General features: G+C 60.2%; 12 protein-coding genes. 3 read left to right on the top strand and 9 right to left on the bottom strand.

The genetic code is table 11. The features are described 5' to 3' along the window. Window positions 1–106 precede the first annotated feature (106 nt). The 5 genes from ACFOW7_RS19930 to ACFOW7_RS19950 all read right to left on the bottom strand — a co-directional run bounded on the left by ACFOW7_RS19930 (window position 107) and on the right by ACFOW7_RS19950 (window position 5770). Window positions 107–610 (bottom strand): hypothetical protein, encoded by a 504-nt coding sequence (locus ACFOW7_RS19930; protein WP_378167743.1) that lies wholly within the window; start codon window positions 608–610, stop codon window positions 107–109. A 52-nt stretch (window positions 611–662) separates the two neighbouring features. Beyond that, the gene (locus tag ACFOW7_RS19935) at window positions 663–1322 is read right to left on the bottom strand and encodes a class I SAM-dependent methyltransferase (RefSeq protein ID WP_378167746.1); all 660 of its coding nucleotides are present in this window, start codon (window positions 1320–1322) and stop codon (window positions 663–665) included. Window positions 1323–1410: 88 nt separating this feature from the next. Continuing rightward, window positions 1411–3927, bottom strand: coding sequence for a tetratricopeptide repeat protein (locus tag ACFOW7_RS19940; protein WP_378167748.1), 2517 nt, complete (start codon window positions 3925–3927; stop codon window positions 1411–1413). Window positions 3928–3946: 19 nt separating this feature from the next. Continuing rightward, a complete protein-coding gene (locus ACFOW7_RS19945) occupies window positions 3947–4753 on the bottom strand; it encodes a tetratricopeptide repeat protein (RefSeq protein ID WP_378167750.1) in 807 nt (268 codons plus the stop codon). A 93-nt stretch (window positions 4754–4846) separates the two neighbouring features. Next, window positions 4847–5770 (bottom strand): hypothetical protein, encoded by a 924-nt coding sequence (locus ACFOW7_RS19950; RefSeq protein WP_378167752.1) that lies wholly within the window; start codon window positions 5768–5770, stop codon window positions 4847–4849. A 397-nt stretch (window positions 5771–6167) separates the two neighbouring features. Here ACFOW7_RS19950 and ACFOW7_RS19955 point away from each other — a divergent pair, with 397 nt between their 5' ends. Continuing rightward, window positions 6168–8504 (top strand): tetratricopeptide repeat protein, encoded by a 2337-nt coding sequence (locus ACFOW7_RS19955; protein WP_378167754.1) that lies wholly within the window; start codon window positions 6168–6170, stop codon window positions 8502–8504. A 256-nt stretch (window positions 8505–8760) separates the two neighbouring features. On the opposite strand, the gene ACFOW7_RS19960 is transcribed toward ACFOW7_RS19955, so the two are convergent. Continuing rightward, window positions 8761–9066, bottom strand: a complete 306-nt coding sequence (locus tag ACFOW7_RS19960; protein WP_378167757.1) for an RnfH family protein — start codon at window positions 9064–9066, stop codon at window positions 8761–8763. A gap of 9 nt (window positions 9067–9075) precedes the next feature. After that, the gene (locus ACFOW7_RS19965) at window positions 9076–9504 is read right to left on the bottom strand and encodes a type II toxin-antitoxin system RatA family toxin (protein WP_378167759.1); all 429 of its coding nucleotides are present in this window, start codon (window positions 9502–9504) and stop codon (window positions 9076–9078) included. 77 nt (window positions 9505–9581) lie between these two features. Here ACFOW7_RS19965 and dnaB point away from each other — a divergent pair, with 77 nt between their 5' ends. After that, window positions 9582–10991, top strand: coding sequence for a replicative DNA helicase (dnaB, locus tag ACFOW7_RS19970; protein WP_378167762.1), 1410 nt, complete (start codon window positions 9582–9584; stop codon window positions 10989–10991). A 377-nt stretch (window positions 10992–11368) separates the two neighbouring features. Here dnaB and ACFOW7_RS19975 read toward each other — a convergent pair whose 3' ends face one another. After that, window positions 11369–12283, bottom strand: a complete 915-nt coding sequence (locus tag ACFOW7_RS19975) for a tetratricopeptide repeat protein (RefSeq protein WP_378167764.1) — start codon at window positions 12281–12283, stop codon at window positions 11369–11371. Beyond that, window positions 12280–13050, bottom strand: a complete 771-nt coding sequence (locus ACFOW7_RS19980; RefSeq protein ID WP_378167766.1) for a ParA family protein — start codon at window positions 13048–13050, stop codon at window positions 12280–12282. Before ACFOW7_RS19980 ends, ACFOW7_RS19975 begins: the two co-directional genes overlap by 4 nt. 271 nt (window positions 13051–13321) lie before the next feature. Here ACFOW7_RS19980 and ACFOW7_RS19985 point away from each other — a divergent pair, with 271 nt between their 5' ends. Next, window positions 13322–15112 carry a glycerophosphodiester phosphodiesterase family protein gene (locus ACFOW7_RS19985; protein WP_378167769.1) on the top strand — a complete coding sequence of 597 codons (1791 nt, stop codon included), beginning with the start codon at window positions 13322–13324 and terminating at the stop codon, window positions 15110–15112. The last annotated feature ends 357 nt before the right edge of the window (window positions 15113–15469 follow it).

Below are 15469 nucleotides of genomic sequence, written 5' to 3' on the forward strand. Positions count from 1 at the left end.
CCCCGGATACCCAGCGGCAGTATTCTTGGCCGGCGGATAGCATCCGCCGGCTTTTTTGTATTGTTGAGAATCGATAAGAGGACAGCTGCCTGATAAGGGCTACGGCTCAGGGCTTCTTGCTCGGGTTGTCGGAGGAAGGCGTATCGGTTCTGGCAGCAGGGGCCGACTCGTCCGGGCAAAGCCCGATAGGCTCGCCTTCATACTGATAGACGATCTTGGAATTGTCGACCTTGGAGAACAATTCGAAACTGCCGTTGATTTTGTGGCTGCTGTAGTTGGCCTCGAGCTTGGCCAGGGTTTCGGGCGTTTCGTTGCAGCGATAATCGATGATCAGCTTACTGTCCTTGTCGCTACGCTTGATCTCCTGGCAAGGTTCGAAACGCGGCATCAGCTTGATCGGAGTGAGCGCCACCACTTCCTTGGCCTGGGCTGAGCTGAGACAAAGTCGGGCGACCTTGGGCAAGGCTGGAATGGGCAGGCCCGATTGCTGCAATTTCACGGTGACTTGCCAGACCCCTTGGACGGGTTTGGCTGGCTTGGCGGGTTTATCGTCGGCCAGTGCGGTGACAAGCAGCGCCGCGCTGAGCAGAGCGAGGGCAGGGGAGGTCATCAGGTCTTTCCTCCAGTTCGTTGGTGGGCTGTCTCCGGGCAGAGGCAGGTCATCAGAACGAAGGCGTTCCGGTCGCGCGCGAAATCGGCGGGGTGATCACCCGTTTCTCGATGGCCAGAATGCTGTCGTAGAAATGCAGACCAAAGGCCGAGCGGGTAAACGGCGTCACCTGGAACGATTCGTTGTCATGGCTGTGCCAGGCATGAATCTCGTCAATCAGGGTCTTGGCAAACTCGATAAAGGAAAAAGGATTGCGATAACCGCCGCCAAAGCTGCGCCAATACGAGGTGTGCAGGTCTTCACACATATAAATACCGTTATCTTTGACATGGCCATAGAGCTCCTGTAGCGATACGACTTGCTGAGTCATGGTATGCCCCCCATCGTCGAGCACGATATCGAACGGTCCGTATTTATCGCGCAACTCGCGTAGAAACTCACGATCTTCCTGGCTGCCGATTTCAATATGGATATTTTCTTCCTCATAGGTCTTGCAGAACGGGTTGATATCGACGCCGACAATACGGGCCTTGGGCCCGAAATAGTTCTTCCACATCTGTAGTGAGCCGCCATGGAACACCCCGATTTCGAGAAAGGTGATCTCCTTATCGCGATAGGGGCTGAAGTGACGTTCGTAGATTTCGAAGTAGTGCAGCCATTTGAAGATCAGCCGTCCTTCGTTCTCGCTGAAATAATCGAATAGATCGCTCATCTGTAGTCCCTCTCTTGCGTCGGTTTATCGGGATGACCGGCTTTTGCCTGAGGTGCCCGACCTGCAATACGGCGGCTTGTTCTGATCATCACCCGTTTGCAGATTCAGGGGCATCCTGCCGTTCGCACCATTCGCGCCAGACCTGGCGCATTGCGGCTTCCAGATCGCGTGTCACCAGTTCGGCATCCATCAAGGGCGAGGCCAGCATGGTGGGGCGCAGGGTACGGCGGATTTCGGCAAGCCTCGGCAGATCATTGGCAAAACTGGCTGCAATATCTATGTAGTCTTGCTCATCTTTGGCAAGAAATTCTTCTAGGCCAACACTGCCCAACATGCTGGCACCCATGCGCTGGATGGGCTTGCGACCGGGGAGCGACAGGACCGGGACGCCCATCCATAAGGCATGCGCTGTTACCGTACCGCCGTTGTAGGGAAATGGATCGAGGGCGATATCGATCTCATTGTGGAACACCAGATAATCGTGCAGCTCTTTGCGGCCAAACAGCCGCAGCCGTTCGACTGGAAAGCCGCAGTTGGCAAAGACGGCCCTGACCTTATCGTTGAGGTCTTTGTCGTCATCCTTGCCACCCGTTGCCATATACAGTACGGCGTTGTCCACATGCTGGAACAACCGTGCCCACAGGCTGATTACCAGGGTGTTGATCTTGCCGAAGGCATTGAAGGAGGCGAGGGTCAGATAGCCGTTGCGCAAGGCGGGCAGTTCACCGATCTCAAGATCCTGCCCTTCTTTGGGCGGGCGGTAACACCAGCCCGACACCAAGCGCAACAGTTGCTCGGCATGCAGATGTTCGGTCATGCCGGGCGGGTCCATCCGGGCATCGGTAATACGGTAATCGATGGCCGAGACGCCGGTTGTGGTGGGCATGCCGATCCAGGTCATCTGTATCGGTGCGCCCCGGCGGGCGAACATATGCAGCCGGTTATAGGCGGTATGGTTGGAGAGGTCGATCAGGATATCGATCTCATCGAGCCGGATCATTTCGAGGACCGCGTCGTCCGATAGCTGATGGGTCCAACGCCAGTGGTCGGCCATCTGCATAAAGCGGGCGGTCAGACGGTCGGTGTAGTTGTGGTTGGCATAGCAGAAGATTTCAAACTGCTCGTGGTTATGGGTTTCCAGGATCGGTTCGGCAAAAAAGCCCACCGAATGACCACGGAAGTCTCCCGATACATAACCGATACGCAGACGACGCTCGGGCGAGGGATCGTTGCGGAAGGTCGGCATCTGGGCACGCCAATGGGCGTTGAAGCGGCGGTCCCAGTCCTTGTAGGCATCGGCTAATTGTTCGGGCGTCATGGTGGCGTCGTAGTTCATACAGAACAACATGCCCGACATGGCATCCGGGTTGCGCGGCTGTTCGGCCAGAATCTGCCGGTAGATGGCCATGGCACCTTCGATATCACCGCGTTTCAGGCAGAGGTCGGCATGGGTGGCACGGACCTCCTGGACGGTCGACCAGCGCTCGTCTGCCTTGGTCAGCACTTCGAGTGCTTCATCGAACTGGTCGGACTCCTTCAAGAAGCCGATCAGATTGAGATAAGGCTGTAGCCAGTCGGGATTAAGCTCGATGGCCTTGCGCAATAGCTCTTTTGCCTCTTCCAGCCTTCCCGACTCTTTGCGCCGGGAGGCAAGCCGCGCCATCGCCTCGGCGTGCTTGGGGTCGATTTCCAGCGCTTTCTCGTAACTTTCCACCGCTTTGGCAAAGTCGCGCACGCTTTCATAGATCGTGCCGGCGTGGCAGTAGGCGTCGGCGCAGTCATCAACCAGCTCGGTGGCTTTCTTGAAGTAGAACAGCGCCTCGCCCGGGTTGCCGAAGGCGCGCATGGTCAAGCCCAGATTGACACAGACGCTGACGTTTTCGGGATGGTAGTGGTAGGCCTTGCGGAAATATTCGAGCGCGGCGTGCGGCGAACCCTGTTCCTGACACTCGAAACCCAGATTGAGTAGCTGTTCGGCATCAGGTGGCATCGATTCGACCAACTGGACGATGCGGCGAAAGCCATCCTGGAAGTTGCCGGACCGGATCAGACACAGGGCAATGCAATTGCGCAGCCAAGGATCATCGGGAATCTTGGCGATGGCGCGGCTGCAAGTCGTGATTGCTTCGCTGAAGCGGCCGATGTCGCGCAGGCAGGAAGCCATCAGCCGCAGCACTTCCACTTCGTCGGGGAAGATACGGTCAGCCGCAGCAAGACGTACCAACGCTTCGTGGTAGCGGCCTTCAGCCATTTCTAGCCGGCCGAGCTGGAAGTTGACTACAAAGTCTTCGGGGGCAAGTTCCAGCGCCCGCTCCAGGTAGGGACGGGCGTCGACCAGGTGGCGGGCACCGAGCAGCGCAATACCGGCATTGAGCTGATAGCGTGCCACCTCGGGAGCGAAGGTGATGGCTTCACGGAAATAATCGGCGGCCTGTTCGGGTTGCTCGTCGACCAGGGCCAGGATGCCCAGATAGTTGAGCGCTTCGGTATCGTCGGCCCGCTCGCTAAGCCGGGCATTGGCTGCTTCCCGGGCCTGTTGCCAGTGGCCCTGCTGTAGCCAGTCTTCGATGGTTTGATCGTCGGCAAGAGAAATGGAGTCGGCCATGGGCAAGCATCGAGTGAGATCAGTCGGGCAGAACTTCGCGCAATTCCGGGCGTAGCGACAAGGCCCGATCGAGCAGTGCCTTGCTTTCATCGAGCCGTTCCTGGCTACGCAGCAAGAGTCCTAGATTGGCCATGGCTTCGGGGTAGTCGGGTGACAGCTCGAGGGCGCGCCGGAAGGCGGTTTCGGCCGCATCGAGATGACCGGCCGCTTGATGCGCCAGGGCCAGATTGTTGGGAATCTCGGCTGCGTCAGGCATCAGCTTGGCAGCCTTCTCAAAAGCACGTACCGCTTCATCGAAGCGGTTGTCCATCAAGGTGACATTGCCCAGTTCATACCAGGCTGGCGCGAATTCAGGGTTGAGCAGGGTGGCACGACGCAGATAGCTGCGGGCCTCAGTCAGCTCGTTTTTCATCTTCAGGCCGAAGCCGATCCAGTATTGGGCTTCGGCGTTATCGGGTTGGAAGTCGAGGGCTTGCCTCATGCGATGGATGGCATCGTCAGTGGCGCCTTGTGCTATCAGACTGCGCCCTTCGGCGATCAGGCGCGGCACGATCAGATCGGGGGCGGCTGAAGACTTTTGCAGAAAATCGAGCGCCTCATCATGGCGGCCTTCGGCTTGGGCGACCAGTCCTCGGAAGAACCAGGCTGGCGCGTGCTCTTCATTCCAGGCCAGTAGCTTGAGGCATAGTTTTTCCGTATCGATCAGCTTGCCTTGGGTGTAGTTCTGCGCCACCAATTCCATCATCTGTGCGGCGTTGACGTAGATCTTCTCTTCATCGTTTTCACTGGCGGAGACGGGAGCTTGATTGGGATCGGAGGGGAGCATGGGCCGGCTCTCTAAGTGTTGATAGGCTAGATCAATCATATGAAAAAAAAAGCCACCTCGCGGTGGCTTTCATATCGGATGGAGTCAAGCGGCTTACCAGAGTCGGAACAGACCTTGTTTGCCGCCGACCACCAGGCCGGAGCTGTTGAGGGCCAGGCGGTTGCTGGCAACCTGCGAGCAGGTGCTGTTGCCTTTGAGGACCGAGCTGGCGATGGTGCCCGAAGTCGAGGCCGCGCCAGTGGTGATCGAGTAGGCAAAGTAGGTGTAGGTCTTGATCGAGGCAAGCGATACACCGGTACGCACGGCTGCCGGGGCGATGAAGGCATCGGCGAAGTGGGTGCCAGAAACGGTATCGCTGGTGGCGCCGCCCGATTTGGTGGTGATGGTGTAGCTACCGGTACTCCAGTTCGCGGCCGGCAGATTGGCGGTACCCACGCCGTCGGCATTGGACCAGCTGCTGATCTGGTATTGCAGATAGTCATCCGGACCGACATAGGCGTTGAAGGTCAGGCTACAGGTAGCGCCCGAGGCCGTGGTCGAGTAGGAGAACGGCAGACGGATTTCACCGTTGGAGGTGATGTTGGTACCCGAACTTGGGACCGAGGTCGAACCGTTACCGACCGGACCATACCACGTTGAAGTGATATGTGCGCTGAACCCCACGGTGGAGTTGGTAATGCTCCAGACGCTCCCATCCGTGGACGTGATCGGGACTGAGTACTTCATCCCCGGAACGTGAGCACCAGCACCCGCAGACAGAACGGAGCTGGAGACGAAGTATGTCCAGGTTTGCTGAGCGGCAGTAGCGCCTTGATTCATCTCCAGCAGGATCACCGCATCGCTGCTTTGATTGCCGCTGGGAACGAAGACGGCGTACATCGGGGTGGAGCCGCTCTTGGCGTAGATCAGCGGGTCACCGAAGGTGTGAAGACCAAGGCTACCGCCGCCTGCCATCGCCCCGAGCGAAGTCGCCATCAAGCCGATGCCCAGACCGACCTTTTGCATTACGTGTTTCATATTGCTTCTCCTTGCAAGGAAGAATTGTTGAGCGCATGCGTAACCCGTCAAAGGGTCTACTGACGGAGTCGGCAGGCTTGGTTGCGACGGAGCTCTAACGTCGCGCCCCACAAGCGCCCGGTCGTCGGGTTACTTACCTGATATCGGTAAAGTGCCCCCACACTTGAGTGTTTGTTTATTATTTTTTTCTCATTTTGTGGTCCCCGAAGTCGCCTGATCAATTTAGGATCATGGACTTAGGAAAGTCAATTTACCGAATGCTTATAGGTAATTTGCACAAATGTTCAAGTCTTGTCAAAGGTCAATAGGGGGTTGTACGTACAAGTTGCTGCTATCGCTATCGGCGATTTGATTGCATAACATGAAGCATCGACCACCCTAGCCGAGCGGGAGAGCCATGACCGAGCCCAACGACACTTCCGATGCCGCTGCCGATTCCCAGCCGACCGCCCCACCGCATGATCCGGTCCTGCAAGCGCTGCTCGAAGCGCAGGCTGGCCAGGTCGACACGGCACTGCCTGTCCTCGAACAGGCCCTGGTGCAGAATCCCGATCATGTGCCGGTGCTGATGGTGCTGGGTACGGTATATGGCCAGCGTGGCGAGATCGAACGGGCGCGTGATTGCTTTGTTCACGCCATCGAGATCGACCCTAAACTCGCGCCGGCCCATTCCAATCTGGGTAATGTCTGCAAGCTCCTCGGCGACTTCGTGGGCGCTGCCGCGGCCTATCGCAAGGCCATCGTCCTGCAGCCGGGGTTTGCCGATGCCCACTACAACCTGGGCACCGTGCTGCTGGAAACTGGCGAGTGGGAAGAAGCCCAGAAAGCCTTTGAGCGCGCCCTGCTGTTCAAGCCTGATTACGCCGAAGTCCACAACAATCTGGGCGATCTGTTGATGCGTCAGTCCAAGTGCGAAGCTGCGCTCTCGCACTTTCGCCAGGCACTGGTGTGGAATCCCAACCTGCTGCCGGCCCAGAACAACCTTGTCCTCGCGCTCTACCGGCTCGGCCTCTACCAGGAAGGCGAAGCATTCGCCGAGCGTTTTCTGCACGAGCGGCCCGATGACCGCTCGATCCTGATCAATCAGGCCCAGGGCCTGGTTGCGCAGGGTAAATTCGATCAGGCGGAAGTCATCTATCGCCGCCTGGTCGAGCTGGATGGCCACTATCCCGGGCCCTGGATCAACCTTGGCAATCTGCTGCAACTGCGTCAGCACTACGAAGCCTCGATCGACTGTTATCGCCATGCCATGAGCCTCGAAGGAGCCGATCAGGCGCTCTGTCTGAGCGGGATTGCCTCGACATTGCTGGCCCAGGGCCAGCCCGGTCGGGCAGCCGCCGAGCTGAAGCACGCAGCGATGCTCGATTCACGCCATGCCGGGGTGGTGGCCAATCTGGGGCGGGCATTGCTGGCGGTGGGGGAGGTGGCACTGGCGATCGAAACGGTACGGCGTGCCATCTCGATGGCTCCCGCGATTCCCGAGCTGCATTCCAATCTGCTGTATGCCTTGCATTTCGACCACAAACTGAGCCCGGCCGAGCGCTTTGCCGCGGCACGCGACTGGAACCAGCGTTTTGGCCACCCGTCCGATGCCCCTGAGCGGCCACCGCTGCGCCAGCTTGGTCAGGGTGACCGGCTGCGGGTGGGCATGGTCTCGGGGGATTTCCGCCATCATTCGGTCGCCAGTTGCCTGGAGCCGGTGCTGGCGGCGCTCGACCATGAGCGGATCGAGCTGACCCTCTACTATGTGGCCAATGAGGAGGACGAGGTCACCCGGCGCTTTCGCGGCTATGCCGACCTCTGGCGGCCGGTGGCGCCGCTGTCGGCAGGTGATCTGGCCAATCGGATCCGCAACGATGGCATCGATATCCTGATCGATCTGTCCTGGCATACCGCCGGCAACCGGCTGTCGATGTTTGCCCGGCGGCCGGCGCCGGTGCAGGTCAGTTGGCTGGGTTTTTTTGCCAGTACCGGGCTCGATGTGATCGATTATCGACTGACGGACGGCGTGATGGACCCGATCGATGGTCCCTCGGCAGACTGGCATAGCGAGCGACTGCTACGGCTGCCGGTGGCCATGGCTTACCGGCCCGACCCGGAAATGCCCGAGGTCGCCCCCTTGCCGATGGCCTCGCGCGGCCATCCCACCTTTGCCAGCATTACCCGGATCAACCGCACCAACCGGCTGGTGCTGGAGTACTGGTCAAAACTGCTGCACGCCGTGCCCGATGCCCATCTGATCGTCTTCAGCGGCCTCAATGCCGACGACGAGTTGTCGCTCGAGCGCTTGCGTCGTCTGCTGCTGGTGCACAATATCGACGAGGAGAGATTCGAAATCCGGCCCAAGCTCGCGCTGGCCGATTACCTGACGGCGCTGACCAGCGAAGTTGATATGGTGCTCGATTCCTTCCCCTACTGCGGTGGGGTCAGTACGGCCCAGGCGTTATGGCTTGGCGTACCCACGCTGACCATGGCCGGTCCCAGCGCGTTCGAGCGCACCGGAGCCTCGTTGCTGAGCATGGCAGGTTTGGAGCGTTTCATTGCAGCGAGCCCAGAAGACTTTGTGAGTAAAGGTCAGGTTTTATGCCGGGATGTCGCTGGACTCACCAAACTGCGGCACAGTCTGCGCCAGACCCTGGCGGCCACCCCCTTGTTTGACGGCGCCCAACTGGCGCGCGCCTTCGAGCAATTGATGGCCGATGCCTGGAATGGCGTGGCGTTGGACCATGCTTGAGCGGCTTGATCAGAAAAAGAAGGATTTGCCCGCCAGACATTGGCAGCAGTTGAGAGCGGCCAGCACGACTATTCAATAGATAGGGTGATGTGGCGGCGCGGACTTGGACAGGGCGTGGTGGCTGATAAGAAGGCGGAGTGCCATAAGGTGGCTCCGCCTTTATCTATGTTTTGGCAGGAAATATGGCAATCTATCTATAATGGTGAATTGTCATGGCAACTATTTGGCAGAAAAATTGATATTTAACTATGCTGTGCTATTCGCTGCCCCGGCGCATCGTCCGGCCTTCGGCAACGCGGCGGCGGCGGACTTCCTTGGGGTCGGCGATCAAGGGCCGGTAGATTTCGACCCGGTCGTTGGGGCGCAGCACGGTGTCGAGTTTGCAGGCGCGGCTGAAGATGCCGACCTTGTTGACCGCCAGATCAATCTCGGGAAATTCCTCCAGCAGGCCCGAGCGGCGGATGGCGCTTTCGGCGGTACAGCCTGCTTCGACCTGAAGCGAGATCAGCCGCTGGGCCCGGGGGGTGGCGTAGGCGACTTCGACTTTGAATTGATCGCTCATCGTGCCACCTCAGCCGTAGATGCGGTCGGCTTGTTTGACGAAGGCGTCGACGAAGGTGGCGGCGATCTTGCCAAACACCGGGCCGACCAGGCTTTCGAGGGTGCGGCTGGAGAATTCGTATTCCAGTTCGAATTCGACCTTGCATGCCTGTTCGTCCAGCACGATAAAACGCCAGCCGCCGGTCAGGTTGCGAAACGGGCCGTCCTTGAGTTCGAGCGTGATCGAATCGGGTCGTTTGCGGTTTTCGGTGGTGAAGGCCGAGCGCAGGCCAAGGTAGTCGATGCCCAGCGTGGCGACTGTCCATTCGTCGTCGCGACTATGGACCTGGCTCATGCCGCACCATGGCAGAAAACGAGGATATTCTTCGATATTCTCGACCAAGTCGAACATCTGCTTGACAGAATATGGTACGAGTACGGACTTGCGGATCTGCGGCATAGAAACTGGACTGCGGGCGCGACGACGGGCGATGCTAGAATAGCCGCCCCCTAGGCTGACCCCAATACCCGGCGAAAATGACCGACGATGCTAACCTGAGCCACCCGGATGCGCAACTCGACGCCATCCGTATGCCGCCCCACTCGCTAGAAGCGGAACAGTCGGTACTGGGCGGTCTGCTGATCGACAACAATGCCTGGGACCGGATCGCCGATCTGGTGCATGAATCCGATTTCTACCGTGACGACCACCGGGTGCTGTACCGGCATATCGCCAAACTGGTCGAATCGGGCCGACCGGCCGATGCGGTGACACTGGCCGAATCTCTCGAAAACGCCAATCAACTGCTCTATGTGGGCGGTATGAGTTATCTGGCCAGCCTTGCGCAGAACGTGCCGAGTGCGGCCAATATCCGTCGCTATGGCGAGATCGTGCGCGAGCGCTCGGTCATGCGTCAGTTGGCAGCCGTGGGGACGGAAATCGTCGATTCGGCCTATAACCCGGCCGGTCGCGATGCAGCGGCGCTGCTCGATACGGCGGAAACCAAGGTCTTCGAGATCGCCGAACAATCGGCCCGGGGCAAGCAGGGCTTTCTCGATATGCCCTCGCTGCTCAAGGAAGTGGTCGAGCGGATCGACACGCTGTACAGCCAGGACAACGAGAGCGGCGTTACCGGTGTCTCCTCGGGCTTTGTCGATCTCGATCGGATGACCTCGGGTCTGCAGGCGGGCGATCTGATCATCGTGGCTGGCCGACCTTCGATGGGTAAGACCGCTTTTGCAGTCAATGTGGCCGAGAATGTGGCGGTCGATGCCCGGCTGCCGGTGGCGATCTTTTCGATGGAAATGGGCGGCGCCCAGCTGGTGATGCGGATGATCGGTTCGGTGGGCCGGCTCGACCAGCACAAGATCAAGACCGGCAGGCTCGAAGACGAGGATTGGCAGAAGCTCACCTATGCCGTGGGCAAGCTGTCGGAAGCACAGATCTTCATCGACGAGACCGCTGGCCTCACCGCGCTCGAACTGCGCACCCGGGCGCGCCGGCTGGCCCGTCAGTTCGGCGGCCAGCTTGGTCTGATCGTCATCGACTATATCCAACTGATGCAGGGCTCGGGCCGCGACCAGAACCGGGCGACCGAGCTGGGCGAAATCTCGCGCGCACTCAAGAGCCTGGCCAAGGAGTTGAAGGTGCCGGTGATCGCGCTGTCGCAGTTGTCGCGTAGCGTGGAGCAGCGGCCCAACAAGCGGCCGATGATGTCCGACCTGCGCGAATCGGGCGCCATCGAACAGGACGCCGACCTGATCCTGTTCATGTACCGTGACGAATACTACAACCCCGATTCGCCCGACAAAGGGCTGGCCGAGGTCATCGTCGGCAAGCATCGTAACGGTCCGACCGGGGTGGTGCGGATGGCCTTCCTCGGCCACTACTCGCGCTTCGAGAATGCGGCCATGCCGGCGGGCGGGTGGGCTGATCACGGCGACTGATCGGGCAGCCTGCGCTCACCGTCCGTCATGAACCGCCGCGAAGGCCGCAACCGGGTGTGCGACGACTTTGCGGCACTTGCCGCTATGCCTGACCTCCTGTCCGACGGGCACGGCTGGAGGTCCCGACCGCTATCGTTCTCCCTCACACCATCCTTCATTGGCCTCTCCACCGACCGTCCAGTCGCATTGCAGGCCATGTCACGTCACTGCAGGGCGGCAGATGGGCTGGGAGGAAAGGGGACGGTGGGAAGGGAGGAAATCCGTGGTCAATAGATATTTATTTTCTCTTCCGCTCGGCTATCTATCTTGCAGACGTTTTTCCTGAATTTTTATTCTGGCGGCTCCAGCCACTCCTGACCCGTCCTCTAAGCCAGCCCTCAACCCGACAACTGTTTCAGCCGTGCAACGCGGCCCGGTTCCTGCCGTAGCAGCCAGGTGTCCTTGGACAGCAGGTGATAGGCGCGGGCGAAGTAAGGTCGGGCTTCCTTGTTGCGGCCGAGTTCGCGCAGGTTTTCTGCAATCTCTTCGTAGACGTAGCCGTCTTCTTCCTTGAGTCTGGCCCAGGCGCTTTCGAGATCGAACAGCATGCGCAGGGCGTTTTCGTTTTCGCCCGACAGGCGCAGCAGCTTGGCGACCGACCAGCGGGCGATCAGCAACTGCTTGCCGGTCTGACGCGCCTCGTGCCAGGCGAGGGCACGGCGCAGGAAGTCGAGGGCCTTGGGGTAATCCTTGAGGTCGTGGTAGGTCCAGCCAATGTTGTTGTAGAGCGAGCCGAACCATTCCTTGGCGCGTGGCGAGCTGCTCTGCTCGGCCATGGCGAGGGCTTTGAGATTCCAGTCGAGCGAGGCCTTGCCCGTTTCGGCGATGGCCAGCATATGGGCGGCATCGATGGCGTGGAAGTCGAGTTCGTGTTTCTGTGCCAGCAGCAGGGCGTTGCGGAACCAGCGTTGAGCGCGTTTGGGTTCGCCACGGCTGTTGATCAGGCGGCCGCGTTCGAGCAGATAGCGCACGCTGACCACGGCGGGGAGTTGCGGCAGTTCGGGTTGGAGTTCGTCGAGGACCAGATTGGCGGCGTCGTACTTTTCTTGCAGACCGAGCGCCCGGGCCAGTTGGGTCTGGACTTCGCCACGGCGAGCAGGCTGGTCGCGCGCCTGCTGAGCCGCTTCGCGGAAGCGGGCTTCGGAGAGGGCTGGCTGGTCGTAATCCCACAGCTTGTCGATATCGACTTCCTGGGCCGGGACCGTGACGCTGAGCAGCATAACGAGGGCGAGAAGCAGGTGGCGCAACATCATTTGGCGATTTTGATAAAGCCAGTTTCGATTAGTTCGTCGAGCAGATAACTGAAATCTTCCGCCCCTTCCGAGTCGGGCGCGTAGCTGAACACATCCTGGTTATGGCCGATGCCTTCGAGCACGCTCTGGCTCTCGAATACCCGGGTGCGGCAGAAATCGCGGCCGTAACGGCGCGTCAGTTCGGCTGCCACCTTTTCCGAGGTCGGATGGCCGCGCTGGTAGCGGTTGAGGAAGGTCCGGCGCGGCCGGTACAGGCCCTGGCTGGTCAGGCCGGACAAGGTCTGATCGAGCTGATGCGCCCCGTTCATCGCCAGATATTCGGCCGTCACGGGCACCAGCACCGCATCGGCGGCGATCAGTGCCGACAGGGACAGTACCCCCAGCATCGGGCAGCAGTCGATCAGAATCGGCGTGCCGGAATCGGTCAGCATTTCTTCGGCCATCGCCTTTTTAAGCCGGCGCAGATCGCGCCGGTTCTGGGTCAGCAGCATATCGACCCGGGCCAGTTCCATATGCGATGGAATCAGATTGACGCCGTTAGGAAGTCGATGCACCAGTTCCGACAGCGGGGTCTGGGCCTGGAAGAAACCGTAGATGGTACGGCGCGCTTCGGGATGCAGGCCCGACATGGCGGTCAGGTGGGCTTGCGGGTCGAGATCGATCACCAGCGGATCGAAACCATTGCGCGCCATCGCGGCAGCGAGGTTGGCGGTGGCGGTGGTCTTGCCTACGCCGCCTTTCTGATTGAACACAGCGATAACGGTCATTTTATCCTGTTCTTTGATTTCTTGTTCAAGAGCGTTGCTGTGTATGGCAAGCTCTTGGCTTGAAAGAAGAATTTCTGATTTGGAAACGCCGTCGCCCGCAGTTTGGAGGCCGACAGGAGCGGCACCGGGCGCAATCGGCTTCAGTGTAGTCGTTCCGACGCGGCTGTGCCGGATCGGCCGTCGTCACTGAATCGTCATATGGCGGTCAAGGCGCTGTCATGGCGCAGGGCTAGGCTGGCGGCCCTCGACCGAACCGGAGTCTTCGCCTGCCATGTTCCGCCACTTCCGTTCCGCTTTGTGTGTTTCCGCATTGGCCGCTGTCGCGGCCGAGCCGCTGCCGGCTGAGCTGATGCTGGCTAATCAACGTTTCCAGCCGCTGGCGCGGCAGGCTGATGGCAGCCTGCTTGCCCTTGCCCTGACGCCTGGTGGCGACCCGACCCGGCAGCCGCTCAGGCTGCATACCCTGCGTCGTGACGGCAGCGCCTGGCGCGATGCCGCCATGATCGAGCTGCGTGACCCGGCCCGACGAGTGCCGTTTTCCCTGGTCGGGCATTTCAGTCCGGAACGGGTGCTGACAGCCGCCGATTTTGCCTTGACCGCCGCGCGGCAGGATGCCGACGGCAGTTGGTGGCTCAACGAGCGGCTCGGGCCTTTTGTGCTGCACATCGACCGCGATGGTCGTCTGCTCGACGTGCCGCAGGCCGTGGCCGATCCGCAGCGGCCTGGCGCCGAGCTGCGCAGTCCCGACCATCCGGGCTTTGAAACCGCTGCCGCACTGCACAGCATGAATGCGCTGCGTGCCCATGCCCGGCAGCATGGGGCTGCCCGTCCGCCGGTGTTTTCGCCGCATGAGGCGATGCTCAAATATGCCACCTCGGGCCTTGCCTCCAACCCCGACGCCCACTATGCCCGTGGCCGGAAAACCCCGGCCGGGCTTGCCGTGGCGGCGTCCGATGTGTTCGATCTCGCTGCAATGCGCCAAGCCGGCTACCCGGTAGTGAGCTGGACGGTCAACGATAAGCCGCGCATGGTCGAGTTGCTGCGCGCCGGCGTCTCCGGCCTGATCTCCGACCGACCCGACCTGCTGCGTGAAGCGGTGGCCGGTTTCGATGCCGACGGTGACGGCCGGCCTGGCGACTATCTCGATCAGCAGGGCCTGATCGATCCGGCCCGCTTCGACGCCCAGGGCCACCGTGGCGCGCGCAATCTGCGGCCCGAGAATACCCTGCCGGCGCTCGAAGCAGCGCTCGATCATCTGATGACCACCCTGGAATTCGATATCGGTGTCAGCCGCGACGGCGTGGCGGTGCTCAAGCACGATCCGTATATCGAAGCGCAGAAATGCCGTCGCCACGATGGTCGCGAATACCGGCGGGAGGACGAGCGCTTGATTGCCGAACTCGATCTGCGCCAGATCCAGCAGGAATTCGTCTGCGACCGGCTGTTCCGTGGTCCGAGCCAGCGTAACGAGCTGTCGCTGTCGCCGGTCTCGGTCCGATTGGCGGCAAGCCGCGGTTATCTGAGCCCCTATGTGATGCCGACCTTGCAGGATGCCTTTGATCTGGTCACGGCCTATATCGATCATTACGAGCGTGGTGCCGGTCGTGGCGAGCCGGAAGCTGGGCAGCGGGCAGCCAATGCGCGGCGGGTGCGGTTCAATATCGAAACCAAGCTCAACCCGCGCAGTGACCGCGACGGTCATGGCCGGGTCTATCGTGAACGCACGGTGAGTTTCGACAAGATGGCCGACGCCGTGGCCGAACGTATCGTTGCCAATGGCCTGACGGAGCGCGCTGATATTCAGAGCTTCGATTTCCGTACCTTGCTGCGCGTGCAGGAGAAATATCCTGCCATCCGCACCGTCTATCTTTTCGGTGACTTCCCGATCTACGCCGGGGCCGAGTCTGACGACGGCACCAATCTGCAAGATGAGCATGGCCGTCCCAGCCCATGGCTGGTTGGTCTGCCGTGGCCTTATCGCCGAACGGAGCGGACAGGCACAACGTCCGTCACAGCAGGTACAGCGCCCTCGGACGGCCGGGTAAGCGCCGCCGCCAATTAATACAGATTCGCTTTCAATCAGGCGTCCAACTCCTCTGAACCCCAGCGTGCCTCAGACCACAGCGCCGCTCTTGTCGATGCATCCAGGACAAGCGGAGCAAAGAGCAAAAATGTGCTATTCAACTCTGTGGCTGGTGTCTTGCGAGAAGTCGTGGGTATGGACGCCTTTCCTAACGAAAATCGAAATAAGCCGCTATCGCGTCCGACATCGTCCCGCCCGCACCTCCGCCCTGGGTATCGTGCTTGCTGGGTTCGAGCGGGCTGATTGGGGTGGTTGGGGAGGCGAAGGGTGAGCGGGAGGCTTGGGTTGTCTGCTGAGGGGATCCATGGGTTATTTATGGTGAATTTTTGTTTTTTT

Origin of the sequence: Chitinimonas lacunae, from assembly GCF_042650885.1 — a bacterium.
In the GTDB taxonomy this organism is placed as follows: Bacteria; Pseudomonadota; Gammaproteobacteria; order Burkholderiales; family Chitinimonadaceae; genus Chitinimonas_A; species Chitinimonas_A lacunae.

Coding starts and splice junctions, on each gene's coding strand:
- ACFOW7_RS19965 (WP_378167759.1), bottom strand. CDS start 9,504: ATGCCGCAGATCCGCAAGTCCGTACTCGTACCATATTCTGTCAAGCAG.
- ACFOW7_RS19960 (WP_378167757.1), bottom strand. CDS start 9,066: ATGAGCGATCAATTCAAAGTCGAAGTCGCCTACGCCACCCCCCGGGCC.
- ACFOW7_RS19980 (WP_378167766.1), bottom strand. CDS start 13,050: ATGACCGTTATCGCTGTGTTCAATCAGAAAGGCGGCGTAGGCAAGACC.
- ACFOW7_RS19955 (WP_378167754.1), top strand. CDS start 6,168: ATGACCGAGCCCAACGACACTTCCGATGCCGCTGCCGATTCCCAGCCG.
- ACFOW7_RS19950 (WP_378167752.1), bottom strand. CDS start 5,770: ATGAAACACGTAATGCAAAAGGTCGGTCTGGGCATCGGCTTGATGGCG.
- ACFOW7_RS19945 (WP_378167750.1), bottom strand. CDS start 4,753: ATGCTCCCCTCCGATCCCAATCAAGCTCCCGTCTCCGCCAGTGAAAAC.
- ACFOW7_RS19935 (WP_378167746.1), bottom strand. CDS start 1,322: ATGAGCGATCTATTCGATTATTTCAGCGAGAACGAAGGACGGCTGATC.
- ACFOW7_RS19975 (WP_378167764.1), bottom strand. CDS start 12,283: ATGATGTTGCGCCACCTGCTTCTCGCCCTCGTTATGCTGCTCAGCGTC.
- ACFOW7_RS19930 (WP_378167743.1), bottom strand. CDS start 610: ATGACCTCCCCTGCCCTCGCTCTGCTCAGCGCGGCGCTGCTTGTCACC.
- ACFOW7_RS19985 (WP_378167769.1), top strand. CDS start 13,322: ATGTTCCGCCACTTCCGTTCCGCTTTGTGTGTTTCCGCATTGGCCGCT.
- dnaB (WP_378167762.1), top strand. CDS start 9,582: ATGACCGACGATGCTAACCTGAGCCACCCGGATGCGCAACTCGACGCC.
- ACFOW7_RS19940 (WP_378167748.1), bottom strand. CDS start 3,927: ATGGCCGACTCCATTTCTCTTGCCGACGATCAAACCATCGAAGACTGG.